10 protein-coding genes are annotated in these 20680 nt (G+C 64.3%); 2 read left to right on the top strand and 8 right to left on the bottom strand.

Features of this window, described 5'->3' with window-relative positions; translation table 11 throughout:
- Both HY726_02880 and HY726_02875 read left to right on the top strand, forming a co-directional pair.
- Window positions 1–995: sigma-54-dependent Fis family transcriptional regulator (locus tag HY726_02880; GenBank protein ID MBI4607938.1), on the top strand; the 995-nt coding region annotated here is incomplete at its 5' end.
- Between the two features lie 150 nt (window positions 996–1145).
- A complete protein-coding gene (locus tag HY726_02875) occupies window positions 1146–2708 on the top strand; it encodes a tetratricopeptide repeat protein (protein ID MBI4607937.1) in 1563 nt (520 codons plus the stop codon).
- 258 nt (window positions 2709–2966) lie between these two features.
- Here HY726_02875 and HY726_02870 read toward each other — a convergent pair whose 3' ends face one another.
- The 8 genes from HY726_02870 to HY726_02835 form a co-directional block, all read right to left on the bottom strand.
- Window positions 2967–6149 (bottom strand): CHAT domain-containing protein, encoded by a 3183-nt coding sequence (locus HY726_02870; protein ID MBI4607936.1) that lies wholly within the window; start codon window positions 6147–6149, stop codon window positions 2967–2969.
- A gap of 59 nt (window positions 6150–6208) precedes the next feature.
- Window positions 6209–8503, bottom strand: a complete 2295-nt coding sequence (locus HY726_02865; protein ID MBI4607935.1) for a hypothetical protein — start codon at window positions 8501–8503, stop codon at window positions 6209–6211.
- A gap of 217 nt (window positions 8504–8720) precedes the next feature.
- A complete protein-coding gene (locus tag HY726_02860; protein ID MBI4607934.1) occupies window positions 8721–9008 on the bottom strand; it encodes a hypothetical protein in 288 nt (95 codons plus the stop codon).
- 586 nt (window positions 9009–9594) lie between these two features.
- Entirely contained in the window at window positions 9595–10935 is a 1341-nt protein-coding gene (locus HY726_02855) for an outer membrane protein transport protein (protein MBI4607933.1), read from the bottom strand.
- A 124-nt stretch (window positions 10936–11059) separates the two neighbouring features.
- Window positions 11060–15181: a FecR domain-containing protein gene (locus HY726_02850; GenBank protein ID MBI4607932.1), complete on the bottom strand. Its 4122-nt coding sequence runs from the start codon at window positions 15179–15181 to the stop codon at window positions 11060–11062.
- Window positions 15182–15739: 558 nt separating this feature from the next.
- Window positions 15740–18610, bottom strand: coding sequence for a FecR domain-containing protein (locus HY726_02845; protein MBI4607931.1), 2871 nt, complete (start codon window positions 18608–18610; stop codon window positions 15740–15742).
- A 109-nt stretch (window positions 18611–18719) separates the two neighbouring features.
- On the bottom strand, window positions 18720–19487 hold the full coding sequence (locus HY726_02840) for a hypothetical protein (GenBank protein ID MBI4607930.1): 768 nt from the start codon (window positions 19485–19487) through the stop codon (window positions 18720–18722).
- A 743-nt stretch (window positions 19488–20230) separates the two neighbouring features.
- Window positions 20231–20680: a hypothetical protein gene (locus HY726_02835; protein ID MBI4607929.1), complete on the bottom strand. Its 450-nt coding sequence runs from the start codon at window positions 20678–20680 to the stop codon at window positions 20231–20233.

Here is a 20680-nt window from a genome sequence, read left to right as displayed (position 1 = left end):
TCGTGGGGCGCCATCCCGGGATGGTGCGCAACTACGAGCTGATCGCGCAGGTGGCCCAGACGACGGCCCCCGTGCTCATCACCGGGGAGAGCGGCACCGGCAAGGAGCTGATCGCCCGCGCGATCCACCGCCAGGGGCCCCGGCGCGAGCAGCCCTTCGTGGCCGTGAACCTGGCCGCGATCCCGGAGCCGTTGCTCGAGTCCGAGCTGTTCGGCTACGAGAAGGGAGCCTTCACCGGCGCGCAGGCGAAGAAGCTTGGGAAGTTCGAGCTGGCCCACGGGGGCAGCCTGTTCCTGGACGAGGTCGGGAGTCTCCGCGTAGACCTCCAGGCCAAGCTCCTCCGGGTCCTCCAGGAGCGCGAGGTGGAGCGCCTCGGCGGCACCCGGATCATCAAGATCAACGTGAGGTTCCTCGCGGCGACCAACCTGGATCTCCGTCGCGCGGTAAAGGAGCGCACCTTCCGGGAAGACCTCTACTACCGGCTCAACGTGGTGCCCATTGAAGTGCCGCCCCTCCGTGAGCACCGGGAGGACATCCGGCTCCTGGTGGACCACTTCATCCGCAAGTACAACCACGAGTTCGGCAAGGAGGTGCGCGGGATCTCCCGCGGGGCGCTGCCGATGCTCCTGAACTACTCCTGGCCCGGAAACGTGCGGGAGCTGGAGAACATCATCGAGCGCTCGGTCGCGCTGGCCACGGGCCCCGTCCTCTCCCTGGACAACCTCCCGCTCGACCTCGCCCTCGCGAACCACGCGGGCCCGGGGGCCGCCGACGCGCCACCCACGCTCAAGGTGGCGCGCGAGCAGTTCGAGCTCCAGTTCATCCTGCGCGTGCTGGAGCGCGTGGAGTGGAACCAGAGCCGGGCGGCGCGGCTCCTGGGCCTCCACCGCAACACGCTCCTCGCCAAGCTAGCGGCCTGGGGCGTCCGGCGCACCGACGGGATCGAGCCGGGCTTCGCCCCTCCCAACGAAGCCACGGGACCTACCCTGCAGTGACCGATTTTTTCGTTGACAAAGGTGGACTGCGCTGCTAGAAAATGGACCACAGGCCGTTGCGGTTGACTAGAAACTTGCTCAGCGCGGGAGAACGTGATGCAACAGCAAGGCCTCTCAGGGAGTGGTGCTCTGGGAGGCCTTCTTCTTTTCATGGCGACGTTGTTCGGCGCGACCCTGGCTGTCGGCCTGGTGAGCGCGCCGGCGTCGGCCCAGCAGGCGGAGGCAGAGGTCTTCGTCGCCCAGGCAATCCTCGCCTACGAGGAAAAGCGTTACGAGGATGCGCTAGCCGCGCTGGGCCAGGCCCTGGAGCTGGACCCGAACAACGTGGACGCCCTCTACTACACGGGCCTCGTGCGCGTGGCTCTCGGGCGCTTCGACCAGGCTGTCGAAGCCCTCGAGCGCGCGCGGACCCGTGACCCGAAGGATCAGACCGTCCTCTTCCAGCTCGGGGTGGTTTACTTCAGCCTGGAGAAGTACGAGCAGGCCCAGCTCCTTCTGGAGCAGGTCTTTACCGTCAATCCAAGGTTGGATGGCCTCGGGTACTATGTGGGGTTCATGCGCTACCGGAAGAAGGATTATCAGGGGGCCCTCCGGGCTTTCCGCGCAGGAGCGACGACTGATCCCAACATCCAGCAGCTCACCCGGTTCTATTCAGGCCTGGCGCTCGGGATCTTGGGACTCCCTGAGCGAGCCGCCGCCGAGATCGAGGAGGCCCTCCGGCTTCAGCCCGCCTCGCCGCTCACCGGTCCCGCCGAACGCCTGCGGGAGGCCGTTGTCGCAGCCCGGGAAAAGGAGCGGCGGTTCAGGGCTGAGGTTCGCGTCGGCGGTTTCTTCGATGACAACGTCTCCGTCAACCCAGAGCCCAGCGCGGACGCGCTCGTCCAGGTGCTGCGGCAGCAGAAGCATGAGAGTCCGGGGTGGCTAGCCAGTCTCCGGTTGGACTACGCGTTTCTCCGGATCGGGTCGGTGGAGGCCACGGCCACGTACTCGTTCTTCACCACTTACAACAACGACCTCCCGAGCTTCAATATCGTGGATCACCTGGGCGGCCTCGGCGTCACCTACCGGAGTACGGTGGGAGCGCTCCCCTATCAACTGGCGCTCCAGTACGCCTACGATTTTCTCACCCTGGACGACGACGAGTTCGTCCAGCGGCATACCGTGGCGCCGGTGGCGGCTTTGGTCGAGAACCTCAACAACCTCACCGCCCTCCAGCTCCGGTATCAGAACAAGCAGTTCGCTAACGACACGAACATCCCCAGAGAGGACAAGCGCGACGGCAACAACTGGATGGCTGGCCTCACCCATATCTTCCGTTTCGAAGGCGACAAGCATCTCCTCAAGCTCGGATACCAGTGGGACTTCGACGACACCGAAGGGCCGAGCCGTCGCGGGAAGAATTTCAGCTACCTAGGGCATCGGGTCCTTGCGGGCCTCCAGTACACGCTGCCCTGGGCGGGGCTGCGCTTTAAATACGACTTCGACATCCACCTGCGGGATTACCGGAACACGAACACGCTGCTCCCCGTGGCGAGCCCGAACACGAAGGAGCGGTTCGACACCGAGTCCACGCATATGGTCGGGCTCACGCTTCCCCTCCCCTACGACCTCACCCTGGCCGCCGAGTATCAGCGGATCGTGAGCCGCTCCAACCTGGCGGTCTTCAGTTTTGACCGCAACGTGGTCTCGCTCTCCCTGATCTGGTCCTACTAGCCCTCCCGGCTTCCCGCGGCTGAACACCGCGATCTCCCGGCGCCCGTCGTCGCCGGGGTCCCGGCCCGAGAGCTCTTCAGCGAGTACACGCCGCGACGACTTGAAGCCGGAAGCGTCGCAGGAAGCCGTAAGGGCGTGGTACGCTGTCTCGGCCCGGCGGGCGGGCCCCAGGCCGCGCTGGAGTACCCAAGGAGGGTTGGAGTGGCTAAAAGGACGAAAAGCCTTGTAGCAGGGCGCACCATCAACAGGTCATGGTCATCAGGGCACCTGGAGCGCCTTGAGTCCCGCCGCGACGTGGCCACGCGCCTCCACCACCTTGGCCCGGGAGCGTTTCTCCTGGACCTCAACCAGCTCTACCGCAGCCACCAGCTCGCGCCGACCCTGCGGGCCTTCCCGGAGGAGTTGGAGCCGCAGCCCCGGGACTGCACCCTCAGCGGTTCCGACGTTGAGCGTGACGTCCCCGTTGCTTACCTCCACCACCCGAGCCCGAAGCGGATAGGCGCGAACCAGCCGCTGCGTAAGCTGCTTGCCCACCAGCTCCGCGGCCTCGCGGCTTGGCTGGCTCAATGGGAAAGCCTGAGCCACGGACGCGGTCACGGCCGAAGTCTCGGTCTCGATGACCCGGAGCGTCAGTTGCCACTCGCCACCCCCGGCTGCGATGCTCCCCACCGAGATCAGGCGCGCCGAGAGCAACCGCCCGAGCCGAAGCGCGGTCTGGGGATCGACGAGGACAGAGGTGCTCAGCTTCAGCTCGTTCAGGAGCTTGTCGAGCACGTTCCGCTCCACCAGGCGGACCCGGGTCTCTGCCTCAAGCACCTGACCCAGCTTGAGGAGGAAGAAGTCGTGCTCCCCTTCGCGAAACGGCACGCGCCCGCGGGTTTCCAGCCCAATGAAGGAGAGGGTGAGGGGCTTTGAAGTCCACTCGTCTGGGTCGGCCGGGAGGCGAACCACGTCGCCCCGCTTGTAGCGCTGCGTTAACTCTTCCACCAGCTCATTGACGCGGCGCTGACGCTCACGATCCTTGGTGAGGGTCTCCGCTTCCCGGCTCTCTTTCAAGAGCGTCTGAACCATGGGGTCGTCAGGTCGGAGCGCAGCGGCCTTTTCGAAGAGCCCCACGGCCTCAGCGTGCCGCCCCTGTCGTCGGAGGAGCGCACCCAGATTGCTCAGGCTCTCCCAGTTCTGGGGGTCGAGCTCCTGCGCCTTGGCATAGGCTGTCGCAGCCCGGTCCGTATGCCCCCGCTCAGCCGCCAGCCGCCCGACCCGATTGTAGGCCGTAGCCTGCTGGGCCGCCGTCACCCCCGAGAGGGCCAGCACTGCCTCGTAGGCCCCTCCGGCGTGCTCAAGGTCGCCCTTGAGGAGCCGGACGTCGCCCTGGATGAGCAGGCAACTGGCGCGCCGGGAATCCAGTCGCAGGGCATCGGCGCAAAGACTCTCAGCTTTGGCCAGCTCGTTCTGCTTGAGCGCTACGGCTGCCAGCCCCTCGTACGCCACCGCTGGACGGGCTCCCACCAACGCCTGAAAGTCCCGCGCTGCCTCCTCGAGCTGACCCGCGTCGAGCTTCCGGTAGGCCGCTTCCAAGAGCGACTGCTGCCCGGGGCCGGTTGGAAAGCCGGTGAGGAAGAGGCCTCCCGAGAGGAGCACAATCAACCCGGCGACGCTGCCCGCCAGCACAAGCCGGGCGCGCCGACCCACGCGGATTCGCTTTGGGACCTCGGCCCGCTGCGGGAGATACCTGGAGGTGGGATCGCCGTAGAGGACATAGGTGGCCCACGCCAGCGAGGCCTTGCCGTAGCGCTCCACCAGCGCTCGCCGAGCCTCGCGGATCGCGACCCCGACCGTCTGCCCGTTTCCGAGCTGGCGGTAGAACTCGACGGCGTACTGGTAGCCTGACCGGTCCTGAACGGCCCGGACGCTGCCGATGTAGTGCTTCACCCCCGTGAGGAGGATTGCGTTGGCGAGCCCGAAGACTTTGGTGGCCAACTCTGGCCCTCTCCACTCCGGAGTTTGTCCCGACTGACACGCGTTCAAGAAGATCAGGCTTGGGACGGTCTCCCCGTTCCTGAGCTTGCCGAGCTCGGCTGCTGGCAACCGGCCGTCGGATAGGAGAAAGCTGCTAGCGGCCGGGGCCGCGGCGTCGAACTCAGCATGGCCCGCGAAGTGGATCACGTCGCACGTAGTGAAGTGGGTGAGGAATTCCTCCCGGGTAACCATCTTCGCTGGCGCCACCACGCGAAACTCCGGCCGGCTGCCGAACTGCGCCATCAGCTGGGTCCCCTCCCGCCGCGCGCCTGGGAGGTTGCCCCGGGGATCTGTAACGATCCCGATCCGAAGTGGGCTCTGGAGCTCCCGTAGCTTGCCCGGGGCCACCGGCTGAGGTGTGCTGACCACCCGACCGATCCCAAACCGTAGGCAAAGGAACTCCCGGCCGTCGTGCAGCAGCTCCCAGGGAATCTGAACGAGCTGATCGTCGATGGCCAGCATCAGCTCCAGGACCGCACTCTGTGCCAGCTTGTCCCGGGTCTGGGGAGGAAGGAGCCGTTCGTAGAGGAACTGGCCGAGCCGGGCGAGATCTTCGAGGTCCGGCTTCGCAACCCGCCCCTCCCGGTCTCCCGCCTCGAGGATAGCTCCGACCCGCTGGACGGGTTCACTCAGCTCCGCCTCGTCAAACTCCAACTCTTCATAGGCGCGAAGGGTTTTCTCCTCACCCTCTAGCCGCTCGTAGCTGGAGACCTTCAGGCGGCCGGCAAGCCGGGAAAGCTCCAGGACAAAGACCTTGCGCGGTCCCTCGGGGACGCCGCGGACCGCCGCGCGGAGACTGCTCAGCTCCGGGGACCAGACCACCTCGTAGAGAATCACGTTCTCCAACTTCCCCTTGAGCGCCGAGGCACCGACGGGGAGGAACAGTGCGGTCCCGAGCTCCGGACTCGCCTCTGTATAGACCGACTCCGTCACCAGGATCTGGTCGGGCTCGGCAAGGCCCTGGACGCGGGCGGCGGCGTTGACCACATCGCCAAAGACGTCCTGCTCTTCCACGATCCCCATCCCAGCGTTGATACCGATCCGCAGGTGGATCTGCTCCCGCTCAGACCGACCCTTGTTGAAGTCGGCCAGCACCCGCTGGATCTCCCTTGCCGACCGGACCGCATTGGCGGGCCCCGGGAAGGTCGCCATGAGGCCATCACCCAGCCGCTTCACCACCCGCCCCCCAGTCGCCTCAATGGGGGGAAAGACCAGGTCGTTGTGGCGCTGGAGCATGGTGATCCCTTCGATGTCGCCGCGCATGTCGAAGAACGTCGTGGAGCCCTTGATATCGGTGAACATGATGGTCACCGGGCGAGCGAACTTCGATTGGATCTCCCGATCCAGCTCGCTGCGTCGGCGGAGGTATTCCCACACTCCTTCCGGGTCTTTCTCGCTCGACGGACGCTCGGTTTCGGCCACCCTCGTCACCTCAGGCTAAGCGTCGACGACTTGGGAAACACCGAACTCGTCACTCGCGTTCACTTGGTAATCACCTTGAGGCTCTTGCGTTGCGCGACGTGGCGTTCAATCCGTGACAGCTCCTCGCCCTTCTTGATGTCGGCGAACGACACCTGGGGGCGTACCTCGGTGAGCAACCCCTCCGCCAGCAGCTCGACGTTCCGATCCAGCACCACTTTCGTCTCGGGATCGATGAGCGGGTCTCCTTCAAGATACACAATCACTTTCATGTCGGGGCGTACGCGCTTCTGACTCCCCAAGCCCACGGCGACCCGCCGGTCCCGAACCGCGATGACCGCCCCCGCCACCACCGGGTAGTCCTGGCGAATCTTCGCCGCCAGCTCGCGCATCTTCAGCTGGACGCTGCCCGGGGACTTGGCCGGGTCGAACACGTCCTTGGACGCCAACACCGTGCTTGTCTCCGTATTGATGAGCTGGACGTACGTCTCGGCCTCGCGGGTGTATTCCGCCACCGTCGCCACCATGATCGCTTCGGCGGCGGCCAGCTTTCCGACTCGGACGGCCGTCGCGGGGTCCACAAGCTCCGTTCGGCTGAGCTTCAGCTCCCTCAGAATATTTTCCAGTTGGACCCGGCTCACGATCTTGAATCGACCTTGGTTCACCAGCGCGTCCACCATCGCCTCGTAGGCACCCTCGTAGAACTCGGTAGGTTTCCCCTTGTGCTGGAACGGCATCACGGCCACGCTCAGCCGCGAGCCGATCTGGTTGACCTCCTCGACCTTCCGGACGACCGTAAGCTTTTTCGAGACCGTCCGGCCCGCGCGATCGGCAGCACCGATGATGAAAACGTTCTCGCCCTCGGCCAGGGTGAGGATATGACTGAAGATCTGAGGCTTAGCGCCCTCAGCCTGACGGACGGTCTTAGCCTCGTCGTTGATCTTCACCGCGGCCAGCCCGGACACTGCGGCAACGATCCAGCTTATCGGCATCGTCTCCTGCTGGACCTCCGTCGGGACAGGCTCAAGCTCGATGGTCAAGGGTTCCCGAGTGTGGAAGAAGACCGGGACCGCCGGCCCCCAGGCGACGAGCCGGACCGACGGCCACCGCTTCGCGCCAGGCTGCCTCAGCTCCGGCGGAATCGGCAGCCGGGCGCGCGTCAGGTTACCGGCCGCGTCGGCGGCTTCGATCAGGACCGAGTCCACCCCGCTCCGTACCTCGGCCGAGAACTTGCTCTCGGTCACTCCGCTGAGCGGGATGCTGCGGCCATCGATCATGAGGGCACCCAGCCGCACATTGTCGTAGAGGGCGCCGTCCAACTGGATCCGTCCAGCCGCCGAGCGGGCCACCCGTTCGATTTCCACTACGGGGCCCTCCCGATCCGAGAGCACACCCACCGTCGCCTTAGCTTCGTTGCCCACCAAGTCCCTCGCTACGACCTCAATGAGGTTTTGACCAGGCGACAGCAGGACGGTCTGGGCGAAGGGGAGCCTCGCCGCCGCGGTTTCGATGAGGAGCGGCTCACCGTTAATCTCGACACCGGCGACGAAGTTCCGCGACTCTGCCGTTCCGTGCACCTCCACCTTGGCGAGGTTGGTCAGGAGACCGTCAGGGGGCGCCCCAATCTTGATCTGTGGCGGGTGGCGATCCGGTGCGGACTGCCGGAGCAGCGCCGCCCGGGCCAGGTTCAAATAGTAGGCGGCTTTTGCGGTCGGAGCGGTGGCCAGGGAGCGCTCCAGAGCCTGGACCGCCGCCTTAAACTGCCCCTCGTGGTAGAGGGCCACCCCCATCTCGCGCACGGGAAAGTACTCGATGAAGTGGACGCCGTAAGTTCGGGCAAAGCGCTCCTCTCGGCTCTGACCCTTAAGGGCGGCCCGGAAGTCCTCGACGGCCAAATTCCAGAGGCCGCGCTCGCTATGGAGGAGGCCCCTCTCGTAGTAGTCCCACCACGTGCCTCGGAAGACCCGCGGCAGCTCCACAATCGGCTGGCGTTTGCGGGCGAGCTCTGCATACCGAGCGGCCTCCTCCGAGAAACCCTGCCTGAGCGACTCCCCGAGGGCCTGAGTTGCCGCCTCCCACCGCCCCAGGCGATAGAGGGCGATGCCTTTGTCCCGGTGGGGAAAATAGCCGTACCGCATCCCGTAGAGGCGAACACTTTTGTTTTCGCGAGGATTCGCCTGAATGGCTTTCTCGAACGCCTGGACAGCCTCCTCCCACTTCTGGGCATCCATCAGGTCCAGGCCCTTCAGATAGGCCTCCTTCCACGCCTCAGACCACGCGGGTGGCGGGGAAAGGAAGAGGACAAGCAGGACAAGGAGTGCGAGGACGCTGCCCGCTGCGGGACCGATCCGCCTCAACGCATCCACCTCACCGGGGCAAAATCGCCCAGAATCCCGTACAGGCTAATCTCTAAGCGAAATCCGCACCCAAGTCAACCGGCGGCAGCGTGCGGTTGGAGAAAACGACTGATGCGGTGGCGCCGCCCGGGGTGGATCAGCAACGAGCGGACAAACGGGGACCCGGCAAACCTACTACAGGCCGGCGCTCACGCCCGGGGCTGCGAGGGACAGGAGTCTACCAGTCTTGCGACGATACTCCCAGACCCGAGTAAAGTTTCGGCGGCACTTCGATCGAAATGCCGTTGGTCCGCTCGTAGGCCTTCAGGTCTCTGCGCAGAATCATCGCCATGAGCTTGGCATGCTGGAGGTTCATGCGTATCCGGACGAGGTCATTGGGCGACGGGGACGCATGGCCGGCGGGTTGAAGCGGTGAAACACCGAACGTCACCACAACGCCGGACGCGCCCGGGCTCACCATGAACTGGTCTTCACAGTACTCGTTGGCGTGACTTGGACTTGTCATGTCGCACCTCGTGAGAGAAAGGAAATGCAATCTGGAGGCCGCTAGGATGGAAGCGGCAACCTCGTCCGCTAAGTGCTAAGAAGACCTAGCAGATTTCTCCGGTTGCCAGGGACGGCGAGGAAACTACCACCCGAGGGGTTCGCGTCGAAGAGCAGGAAATCGGTGCCCCGGCGGGCAAGAATTGCCAGGCGTGACGGTCTCGCCCGGAACCGGACAAGCGCCGGGAAGTTGGGGGCGGGAAACGCGTGAGCGCTACGAGCGTGTCGGAGTAATGCCCTTCGAGCGCGCGCACCCACTTCGTGGGTACCCGGCGCGGGTACCCGGCCCGCGCAATTGACTCGGGCCTCGCGCGGCGCCGGCGCGACCCGCCCGACCCAGCTTCGCTGGGTGCCCGGGGTGCCCGCTGCCTCGCGGCATCGAGCGCGGGCTTTGCCCGCGCAAGCTTGGGGGGAGGTATCGGAAGGGGGGCGAAGCCCCCCTCCGAATAATGGCCGAACCCGCCACGCTCGAACCACCATCCCGAGGGAGGCCTCGGAGGGGACCCGGGTACCCACGCCGAAGGCGTCGGTGTCCCCCTCCGATTGTCCTAGAAGCGGAAGACCGTCGAGACCACGAACTCGTTCACCGTGTCCGACCGGTTCACGGCGAAGTCGATCTGGAGGCCGGGGATGGGCACCACGCCGAAGCCGCCGGTGTAGTGGTTTTGGTCTCTCCCGCCGGGAAACAGGGCGCGCTCGACCAGATGATTGGCAGGTCCGGTAAAACGGATCTTGTGATCGGGATCCGTGAAAAACCCCGCCCGGAGAGCAAACAGGGCATTGCGGACGAAGAAGACGTACTCGGCTCCAACGTGGACCTCCGTCGCATCGTCCAGCCGATACTGTCCCGGCTGGGTCAACGGCTGATCCGGAGTGAAAAAGATAATCTGAAAGTCTCCAAGAAGCTGCGAATATCGGATCCGGACCACGTCGAGCCCGACCGTCAGGCGGTCGAATAGCCGATACGACACGCCTGCCCCATAGACGTCCGGAACCTTGACCGCGAAGTCGAAGAAACTCCGAGAGCCAGGAAAGAGGGTCGGACCGCGCTCTACCGTCTGCTGCATCTCGAACCTCGGCCCCCTTCGGAAGACTGCACCGAGGGAGAGATCCTTCAATGGCCGCCACAGCGCCCCCACGTTAAACCCAGCACTGATGTCCTCTCCGCTCACCAAGGTTGTCACCCGAACATTGTCCTGAGAAAAGTCCGGGGGCCCCTCAAATGTAGCGAGGGAAAAGCGTTGCAACTTCGAGCTCACCACACCGTGCGAAAACTCGATGCTCGCCCCGAGGCTAGGGAGGAGCGGGTGAACTTTCGCAAGGTTGATGCCGACTCCGGCTCCCAAATTGAGAGCAGTAAGTTCGAGGTCAGACTTGACCGGAAAAAGCCTGAACCCGCCCGGGAAGAAGCGGAACCCGTCAGGCAGGATCGCGCCCTCCGTCATGAAGCTGGTCTTGAAGTTTACCAGCTCTCTCATGAAGACAGCCACCACCAGGCGTTCCGTCGGATACACAAAGCTGAAAAACGACGGCGTGGTGACCTCGTCGTCGAAATCCCGGCTGCGGACGCTACCCGCCAGCGCCTCCTGCTCGGTGGCCGAGAAGTTCCTGATGGTGTTCGTGAACTTGGTGAACTTGACTTCGGCGGAGATCTCAGGGCGCTGGAGGGTGACGAGTCCGGCCGGATTAGTCACCACAGCCGTCGCGTCATCGGCCACTGCGATGAACGCCCCACCCATTCCGAGCGCCCGGGCCCCCGGGTTATTGAAGTTGAATTCGAACCCGCCGAACGTTTCGGTGTTGGACAGCCCGCCCCCCTCGCCGGGCGCGGCACCGGACAAGACCAGTAGGAGTGCAGGAGCGAGCAGCCACCATTTCGAGCGAGTCATCTTCCCTTCCTCCCTCGCGGCGAGACGGGCGGGTGGCTTGCCATGAACCCGCGAACCAGGCTGGGACGAATACCCGGAGCGGCCGCACCAAACACTACCGGGCTGGCCGACCGGCTCGGCCCTGCTACGGGGCTGCGATCGTGACTTTGCTCGTGGATCCGCTCACGACGATGACAGCGGTGCTGGAGGAAGACAGGTTAATTGACCCGAGGCTGGGATTCTTCGTCGGGTTCTTGCCGATGCTGACGTTGGACGAAGTTGCCCCACCCGTGAGGGCCACAGGGATGCCGCTGAACAGCGTGCAGGGGCAGAGGCTGTTGGTCACGTTGATCTTGTTGCCGCCGGTGCCGTTGAACGCCACGAGAGCGCCGGATACGTTCAACACTGACCCGCCACTCACGCTGAGGAGCGCTCCGTTGAGGAGGCTGAGCGTGCTCCCGTTGCTGAGAGCGAGGAGATCCCCGGTCACTTTCAGAAAGCTCCCGCCCGCGAGGTTGATCAGCGCGCCGCTCGTGACGCTGAGAGTGCTCGCGTCCAGCTTGACGACCGGCCCGAGGCTGGTGACCTTGGCTTTGAGCGAGAGGTCTATCGCATCCACACTTGTGGTGAGATTGCTCCCCGCCTTGAGGTTCAGGAGCGGGGCGGTGGCTTCCAAAAGGGCGCTGTCGATCTTCAGGCCTTTCTGCCCGCTCACCGTAGCCCCCGAAGTCTCCAGGAGCGCTCCGCCATGTTGGAGCGGCTTGTCCGTCCCCAGAGTCAGGCCTGTCTCCGCATCCACTGCCGTGGCGATGCCCGTCAGATTAAACACGGCAGAGCCGCTAGCGCTGGCCATGGAGTGTGTGCCCCCGCTGATGGAAACGAGGGGATCCGTCGAGCCGGTCACGACGAGCTGGCCGCCGCCAGAGATGAAGGCTAGCCCAAAGGGAACAGTCAAGGTACTGTTGACCGCGCTGAGCAGCGGTCCCTTCAGATCCATCCTGGTCCCAGGGTTGAAGATTCCAAGCAGGTTGCCGCCGCTCTTCAACGTGCTTCCGTTGAGCTGGATCAACGGGGCGCTACCCGTGCCAGTGAAGGTGGCGCCAAGCGACTGATGAACCAGCCGACCCGTAAACTCGAGGCTACTCCCGTTCGACGCGACGAGGATCGGCCCCTTGAGACTGAGGGATGACGGGGTCGTCCCGCCTGGCCCACCCTTGTTCGCCAGATGAAGCAACACGCCTTGGAATGGCTGAGTGAACGCGCTGCTGCCAGCTTTGAGTGAAGTCTTGTCGAGGATCACGAGTCCTGACGTGCTATCGCTCGCCACCGCCGCCCCATTGAAGATCCCCAGGACGTCACCCGTGACAGTGATGCTAGCGTTCGTCGCCTGGAGCAGCGGCCCTCTGAGCGAGGTCGTGGCGGGTGCGCTCGGGGTATTACCAGTAGAGGATGCTACGGTAACGAGCAAGGACCCCCGGGTTGGAGTAGTGGGGCTAAAGGGATTGGTCCCTCCGAGATTGACAGTGGTGCCAGTGGTCCCGCCGAACTGGATGAGCGGATCGGTGCTGGTACTGGTGAGGCTCGATCGGACCACGCTCAGGAGGCTGAAGAGCGCGCTGATCTTGCTGTCGGTGGCGCTGAGGAGTGGCCCGGCGAGGCTCACGCTCGCGGGGGCGACGATCTCCGACGCCGGAGCTCCGGTAAACGTGTCGGTCACGCTAAAGAAGGTGCCTCCCGACTGGGCATCAGGCCCGGCGTTAAAGGTGGAGTTGGAAAGCTGAATAAGCGGGGACGTGGCGGTGCTCATGAGCTGAGCCCCCTGGGCGATGAAGAACGCCGTGCAGCAGGCTGCTTTAAAGCCGGAGAATGACTCGAAACCGAGGCTCGTGACATCGAAACTGCTTCCGTTCGTCGCCGCCAAGAGCGGTCCAGCCAGTGTCAGGGTGCTGGGGGCGCTCGTCGAGGTCGAGCGGCGAAGCGAAAGGATTCCGCCGGAGGCGTCCACCGTGGCACCGCTGAACGAGAGAAGGGGCGAGGCACTCGTGCTCGTGAACGTAGCGCTATCGCCGATAAACATGAAGCTGATCACATTGCTGGTAGGGTCACCGTTCTTAAGGGTCGTACCGCTCGCGCTCAGGAGCGGGCCGGCAAGGCTCACCGAAGCAGCCGGCTGGCCGGTGCCCGACGCGAGGACGATGAAGTTCCCGAAGCCTTTGGCGGTCAGCGAGCCGCCATCGATCGAGATGAGGGGGTTAGTGGTGGTGCTGCTCAACGTGGCGCCGTTGAAGACGGCAAAGGCGTCATCGGTGGTCACGATGGTTGCATTCGTCGAGCTGAACAACGGACCCTTCAGGATCAGGTTGGCGGGCGTGGTGGTCGACGCGGACATCTGGAGCAGGCGGCCCGCTGTCGTGGCGCCCGTGAACGGGTTGGTCCCGCCCATGGTTACCGTTGTTCCGCCGAGCTGGATCAAGGGGTCAGTCGTGCTACTGGTCAACGAGGAGCGGAAGATTCCCAACAGGTCCAGGATCCCTTTGATGCTGCCATCCGTAGCCTTCAGAAGCGGACCCGACAGCGTCAGTGAGGCCGGCGCCGTGATGGTTGGCTCCCCTTGAATGGACGTGGTGTCAAAGACGCTGACAACCCTGCTGCCGACATCGATGGTCGTGCCGTTCAGTTCGATCAGCGGGCTCCCAGTAGTGCTCGTGAACTTCGCCCCCTGGCCCACAGAGAGGAGGTTGCAGCAGAGCACGGGGTTCCCCGAGGTGTCCTTCAGTGCGGTGGTGAACGCCTTAATGCTCCCGCCCGCCGCCTTCAGCAGCGGTCCGGCCAGCTCCACGGCGCTCGGTGTGGTTCCGGACCGGCGTAGGCTGAAAAAGCTTCCCGACGTGTCGAGCGTGCTCTGGCTGAACGTGATCAGGGGATCGAGCGTCGTGCTCGTGAGCTTGGCGCTGTCGCCAATGAAGATAAACGAGCGCGGGGTGGTGGCCGGGTCACCGGTCTTGAAGGTCGTGTCCTGGGCGGTGAGGAGCGCGCCCTTCAGGTCCAGGACGAAGCCGTCGGTCAATAAGAGGAAGTTACCGCCGCTGGTGGAGCTGCTCGGGTTGAAGGAGATGAGGGGCTTGAGGGTGGTTGTCGTGAGGATGCCGTTGCTGAACCGCAGCACGCTGCCGCCGGTCGTGAGGATGCCGTTGCTCACGTCGAGAACCGGCCCGGCAAGGCCCACGTCCGCTCCGGGGTCCGACTGGATCAAGTTATCGGACGCTGGCTGGGTCACCGTGGCGTTGATGATCTGCACGACGGGTCCAGTGCTGGTGCGGCGGACGGTCCCGCTGAACGTCTTGAGCGTCTCTCCGGCGCCCAAGGTCTTGGAGGTGTCCTTGATGAGGATCTCCGGCGGCCCCACAAGGGTCGGTGCCGTCTGCGTGGCGGATTGGTTCTGGACGCCGATATCGGATGTTGACGTCCGTGGGGGTGGCGGGGCCACAGGCGGGGGCGGGGCCACAGTCGGTGGCGCAGGGGCGAGCTGAGCGGCGAGCTCGGCGGCCTCCTGAACCTTGTCGCTGCTGACCTTCGCTGCCACCTGTTCCGGGGGCTTCTCGCTCTGTTCCTTGGGCTTGGGTGCCTCGGCCGCCTTGCCCACCTCCTTGGCCTGCGCAGGGGTCAGTGTCTGAACACCTCCCGCCCTCGCGGCCGCCCCGAGTCCCAAGACCCCGATGGCCTGGTTGATGCCGAGCGGGATGCTGACGGTGGGATCAGCCCGCAAGGAAACCAGGATCGGCACGGTGACCTGGAGGGCCGTGAAAAGAGTCTCAGGAACGCCAGCGACGATCCTGACCTCGGCGACGATCAGGCTGCCGCGTACCGCGGCGATGGCGTTGGGGGTGCGGACCTCGATGGACTCCCCCGGCCTCAGCAGGCCCTTGGCCACCGCCAGGGCGAGCTTGCCCGACTGAAGGTCCACGACAGCACGGCCGGGTTCCTCAGTGACGGTAAACCTGGACAACTCCCGGATCGTCACGAGGGCCTTGCCCCCCAAGAGCAACCGTACGATGGAAGCTTCCCTGGTATCGATCTGGTCCCGCACAAAGACGTCGTCCTTAAACTTCAACGCAACCGGTCGGGGGAGGATTGGACGCGCGACCGTGGCCTGCCCCTGCAGGGTCGTGACCACGCCAGCTTTGGGCTCCTGGGCCAGGACCAGGGCAGGCCAGAGGGTGTAAAGGAGCAGCACCGCCACCACCTTGCGTGCAACGCGTCGGCTCATCAGAGTGCCCCTCCAGAGGTCGGACGAATCTCGCTCCCCAGAGTCTCACGAAGCGCGTGACCGTTGGGCAACGGTTTTGTCGAAGATATGCTCAACAGAACTCAGCCTCTCAGGCAAGGCAGCGCAAACATTGCCAGATTCTGGAATCTAACCATTTGCATTGTCAACCCAAAATTTGGGGTCGTGCCCTGCCTCTACGGCTTGAGTCGAGCCCGTGTCGCGAAGCCGGGGGCCCTGACCGGCACCGGGAGCCCGCGTGATCGTCCGGGGTGAGGCCGCAACCGGTCCGCTGGAGCTCCTGCTTTGGGGCACGCTTCGCGTAGCGCCGCCTCGCCCGGAAGGGAGCGAATCGAAGGAGTGTTGCCACGACCGTTCCCGAAGGAAAATCACTTCTTCCAATCGAAGGGTATTGGAAGCCGGAGTAGGGACCGCGGCGGGAACTGTTAACGAAGGCTAGGGGAGTCCATCATGACCCCACGAGCATGACCCACAAGGAATAAAACCCACCCCCGCACCGCCGTTGCTCCGGTACGGCCTGAAGCTGACAGGGCAGGCGCGCTATAGCCCCGAGATGACGACCTTGGCCGTGGGGCCGTCGACCTTGATCAGGCTGCCCCCGTTGGGGAAGGTGATGCTGCCCAAGGTGGAGCCTTTGATCGGAGTGCCGTTGATGGAGACCTGGGTGCTCTGAGCCCCGTTGACGAGGAGGATCGGGAACGAAAAGGCCCCCACGTTGAGAGTCGTCGTGGGTAGGAGGTTGTTCTTCATAACAATGCTGTTGCCGCCCGTGCCGTTGAACACGACGAGAGCCCCGGAGACATTCAGGATAGACCCGCCGGAGGCGGCGATCAGGAACCCGTTACTCAGGCCGTTGACGTTGATGATACTCCCGTTGCTGAGCTGGAAGAGATCTCCGGTCACTTTCAGAAAGCTCCCGCCCGCGAGGTTGATCAGCGCCCCACTGGCGACGTTGAGAGTGCTCGCATCTAGCTTGATGACTGGCCCAAGGCTGGTGACCTTCGCTTTGAGGGAGAGATCTATGGCATCCGTGCTCGTGGTGAGATTGCTCCCCGCCTTGAGGTTCAGGAGCGGGGCCGTGGCCTCCAGAAGGGCGGTGTCAATCCTCAGGCCTTTCTGGCCGCTCACCGTGGCCCCCGAAATCTCGAGGAGCGCTCCGCCATGTTGGAGCGGCTTGTCCGTCCCCAGAGTCAGGCCTGTCTCCGCATCCACCGCGGTCGCACTCCCCTGCAGGTCGAACATCGCCTCCCCGCTCGTGCTCGCGATCGAGTGGGTCCCTCCAGTGATCGACACCAGGGGGTCGGTCGAGCCAGTTACGACGAGCTGGCCGTCGTCGTCGATGGCGACCAACCCTCCCGGGAGGGTGAGAGTACTGCTGTTAGCGCTGAGAAGCGACCCTTTCAGATTCAGCTTGCCTCCGGTCTCCAGGCTGAGAAGGCTCTCGTCCGGACTCCCGGTCTCAAGGGAGCCACCGGTCAACTTGATAAAAGGCTCGGTCGTCGTGCTGGTGACGATCCCGTCCAACTCGATGACTATGAAAGAACCCTTGGTCTTTAAGGCACTCCCTGTCGCGGCGAGCAGCGGCCCGCTGAGCGCAAGCTCTGGGCTAAACCCGCCAGCAGAGCCGACAACATGGAGGAAGGCGTTGACGAGCGCGGGCGTGCCGGTCACCGTGAGCGGCGTATTGGTCAACTGGACGAGTGCCGCGCTGCCGGTGCTCGCCACCTTGGCGCCGGCCGCGATTTCGATGAAGTCGTCTCCTCTCACAGTCAGCGCGCTGTCAGCGGCGCTCAGCAGCGCCCCCGCCAGAGTGACCGAGGAGCGCTTGCCGGCCAGCACGCCGAACACCCGAACGAGGTGGGTATCGGCGCCATGGGTCCCGACGTTGACCGTGGTCCCGCTCAGCTGGATCAGCGGGAGGGTGCTCGTATTCGTCAGCGTCCCACCATTGAAGATGCTGACGGCATCGAAGTTTGTCGTCACGGTCCCCTTGGTCGAGCTAAACAAGGGGCCCTGAAGGCTGACGTCCGATCCTGGAATCGTGAGCAGGCTGGTGACCGCGCTCGAATCGAACTGCAGGAGCGGGGCGCTCCCGGTGCTTGTCAAACTGCCCGCCACGGTGAGGAGGCTCGTTCCGGCTTGGACATTGCTGTTGAGAGCGCTAAGGAGCTGCCCGGTCACGGTGAGCTTGGCGCCTGGGGCGACCTCGATCAAGCCCTCGATCCCCGTGTGGATGACCTCGGTACCGGAAAGTTGAACGAGCGGGGCATCCGCGCTGCTGCTGAATGTCCCGTTAACGGAGAGCAGGCTGCCGAGCAGGTTAAGGCTGCTGGTCGGGCTCGCGACCAGGAGCGGTCCGTTCAACTTTACGGTCACCCCTGGAGCCGTCTGGATCACACTGCCGTCCCCGGACTGGCTGACCGTGGAGTTGCTCACCTCCACCACAGGAGACTTGCCGCTCCGGACGGTGTCAGAGCCGAACGTCTTCAACGTCTCGCCCAGAGCCAAGGTCTTCGAGGTATTTTTGATCAGGACATCCGGCACATCCAGAAGGGTAGGCGCCGTCTGAGTGCTGGATTGTTCCTGGACGCCGATGTCTGATGTCGAGGTGCGCGGCGGTGCCAGGGCCACGGACGGAGGCGGAGGCGCAGTCGGGAGCGCCGGGGCAAGCTGAGCCGCAAGCTGGGCGGCCTCCTGAACCTTGTCGCTGCTGACCTTCTCGGCCACCTGTTCCGGGGGCTTCTCGCTCTGCTCTTTGGGCTTGGGCGCCTCGGCCGTCTTGCCGACCTCCTTGGCTTGCTCAGGGGTAATCGTCTGGACCGATCCCGCCCTCGAGGCCGCCCCCAGTCCCAAGACCCCTACGGCCTGGTTGATGCCGAGGGGGATGCTGACGGTGGGATCAGCCCGCAAGGAAACCAGGATCGGCACGGTGACCTGGAGGGCCGTGAAAAGAGTCTCAGGAACTCCCGCGACGATCCTGACCTCAGCAACGAGTAAACTCCCCCGCACCGCGGCAACGGCGTTGGGGGTGCGGATCTCGATGGACTCGCCGGGCCTGAGCAGACGCCTGGATACCGCCACGGCTAGCTTCCCCGACTGTAGGTCCACCACGGCGCGGCCCGGCTCCTCGGTGACGGTAAACGCGGAAAGCTCCCGGATCGTCACCAGCGCCTTGCCGCCCAGGAGCAGCCTGACGATGGAGTTTTCACGGGTATCGATCTGGTCACGGACGAAGACGTCGTCCTTAAACTTCAACGCAACCGGTCGGGGGAGAATTGGACGTGCGACCGTGGCTTGTCCCTGCAGGGTCGTGACGACGCCGGCCTTGGGCTCCTGGGCCAGAGCCAGAGTGGGCCAGAGGGTGGGAAAGAGCAGGACAGCCACCAGCTTGCGCGCAACGTCTCGGCTCATCGGAGTCCCTCCAGGACTGGGACGGTTCTCTCCCCGCCAGGTCTCAGCAAGCACGTGAGTTTTTGAGCAAACAGCTGGTCCCATTCCACAGCACACAACAGAACGCTTTTCATGTCCGACCCGGCCGTCTCGCAGCTTTATCGACCGGGACGATTCGGGGGGAGACAGGGCTCAGAATGGCGGTCCAGGTCAAGTCGGTGGAAAACCCGATCGTCCCCCCCGGGGCAATGGCCCCGAGTGGAAGCGGCCCACGATTGACCAGCCGGCTCCCATCAGGAGTGAGGGTGAACACGGCCGACTCTCCCTGGCTCTTTTCTGTGTCGGCAAAAAGCATGTATGGACCAAGGATGAAGAGGTTTCCGTTGGGTTTCAGGTTCGCCTCGTCCGCTTCCAAGCGCTGGCCTCCCGCAGTCTTCAGGGTCAGCCCGGTGATGTGAAGGTCTTCGGCGCCCGAGGACCAGAGGGCTGAGACAGCGCGAAGCTCCACCCGCTGATCGCCGGTCACGAGCCCGGCTTCGAGCGGCTCAAAGACCACACGGCCGATCCTCCGCGCGGTGGCGGCCTTGGCGACAGTGAAGATGGTCGGCTCCCGCGGTGGCGCTTCCGGGAAAAGCCCCCTTACGGTCTCCTGGAACGCATTCGAGAGGATGGACAGCGACGAGGCTCTGGGCTCCACCTCCTGATCGCCGGGGTGTACCGCTGTCACCCTGACGCTCTGGAGCGTGACCTGAAGACCGTTCACGACTACGAACGGGCCCTGGCGGAGAGGTCCCGCCAAACCACGCTCGACTTGTATGAAAAGTTGCGTTCTCCCATCGGTCTCCCTTGAGCTGATCCGCCGGAAAATGACTTCCTCCGTAGGCGACGCCTCCGCCATGGCCAGCACGATCCCGGACTTGAGCGAGGCGGAGATCTCTCCCACGGACCCTGGCCGGGGCGTCGGCTCGGTTCCTCTCGCCAGGTTCACCAGGAGGAGGAGGATTCCTAAGCCAAGAGCGTAGAGTATCCGACGCAGAACAAGCCGGATCACGGAACAATCTCAATGAGACACTGCCCGTCCCCCAGGAGCTCCCGGGTGGGACTGGCGCCATTTTGGCCCAAAAGGCCAAAAATTACAGAGACAAACAACCCCGAGCGGGCCTGAGTGGGAATGAAAACGGGAATAGGGCCGACAGAAACGCTCGCGTTCGGCGCTAGAGATTGCGAGACGGCAAAAGCGATCGGCCCAACTAAACTCAAGTTACCGAGATGCATAGCAAAGGCGCCACGGGTAATGGTCTTCGATTCCCCCGTGTTCGTCAACTTGATGGTCGCGCTGACCTCGGTGTCTCGCTTTGCTGTATCCGGGCAAGATACATCGACCTCAAGGCCCGCGAACGCGCTGGTGGCTAGGAGCAGCAACCCGAGAAGTGTCACCGACCCTATCGACCCTCGTTTCACCATTGTGAGCCCTCCTCTACAGGCCGATTCCCGCCGAGACCGCGCCTGACTCCCCACGGTCAATCGTTACGTTTCTCCCCGAAGATGTTGCACGTACGCTTCCCATTGAGAGGAAAAAGTCACCACATTTTCGAATCGAGCCCTTCGCATTGTCAACCGAAATCGCTCCGGCTTCCGTATCTACCGCCTAGGCCGCGCGGGCAGGGGGGAGACAGGGGGCGCCGGCGTAGGCCCCTGTCCGGCGCTGGGAGGCGACGTGATTGTCGGCGTCAGGACCACGTGGGAGAGCCCGCAACCGGTCCGCTGGAGCTCCTGCTTTAGGGCACGCTTCTGCTCGTCGGTCAGCTCCGACGCGTCTATGCGCGCAGCCAGGAGCTGCTGGGCTCCGCTGCCCCAGCTCCAGTGGAGGTTCTCCACGTCCACCTCGATGAAGGTGGAGCGCTTGGTTTCCGCCTGCTGGACCAGATGCCAGATGCACCCCGTGCTGGTGTCCACCAGGAACGGGCTCCCGGGGTGATTTGGGACCACGACGAGCTGGTAGCGGGCGGTCGGCGGAACCACGACCTGCTGAGCCAAGGTGTTCGCAGGGATCACGAGGAAGGCCAAGGAGAAGATCAGTACACGTCTCAT

It is taken from the genome of Candidatus Rokuibacteriota bacterium (assembly GCA_016209385.1).
Classification (GTDB): domain Bacteria; phylum Methylomirabilota; class Methylomirabilia; order Rokubacteriales; family CSP1-6; genus JACQWB01.
This window is presented reverse-complemented; position numbering and strand designations above follow the sequence as displayed.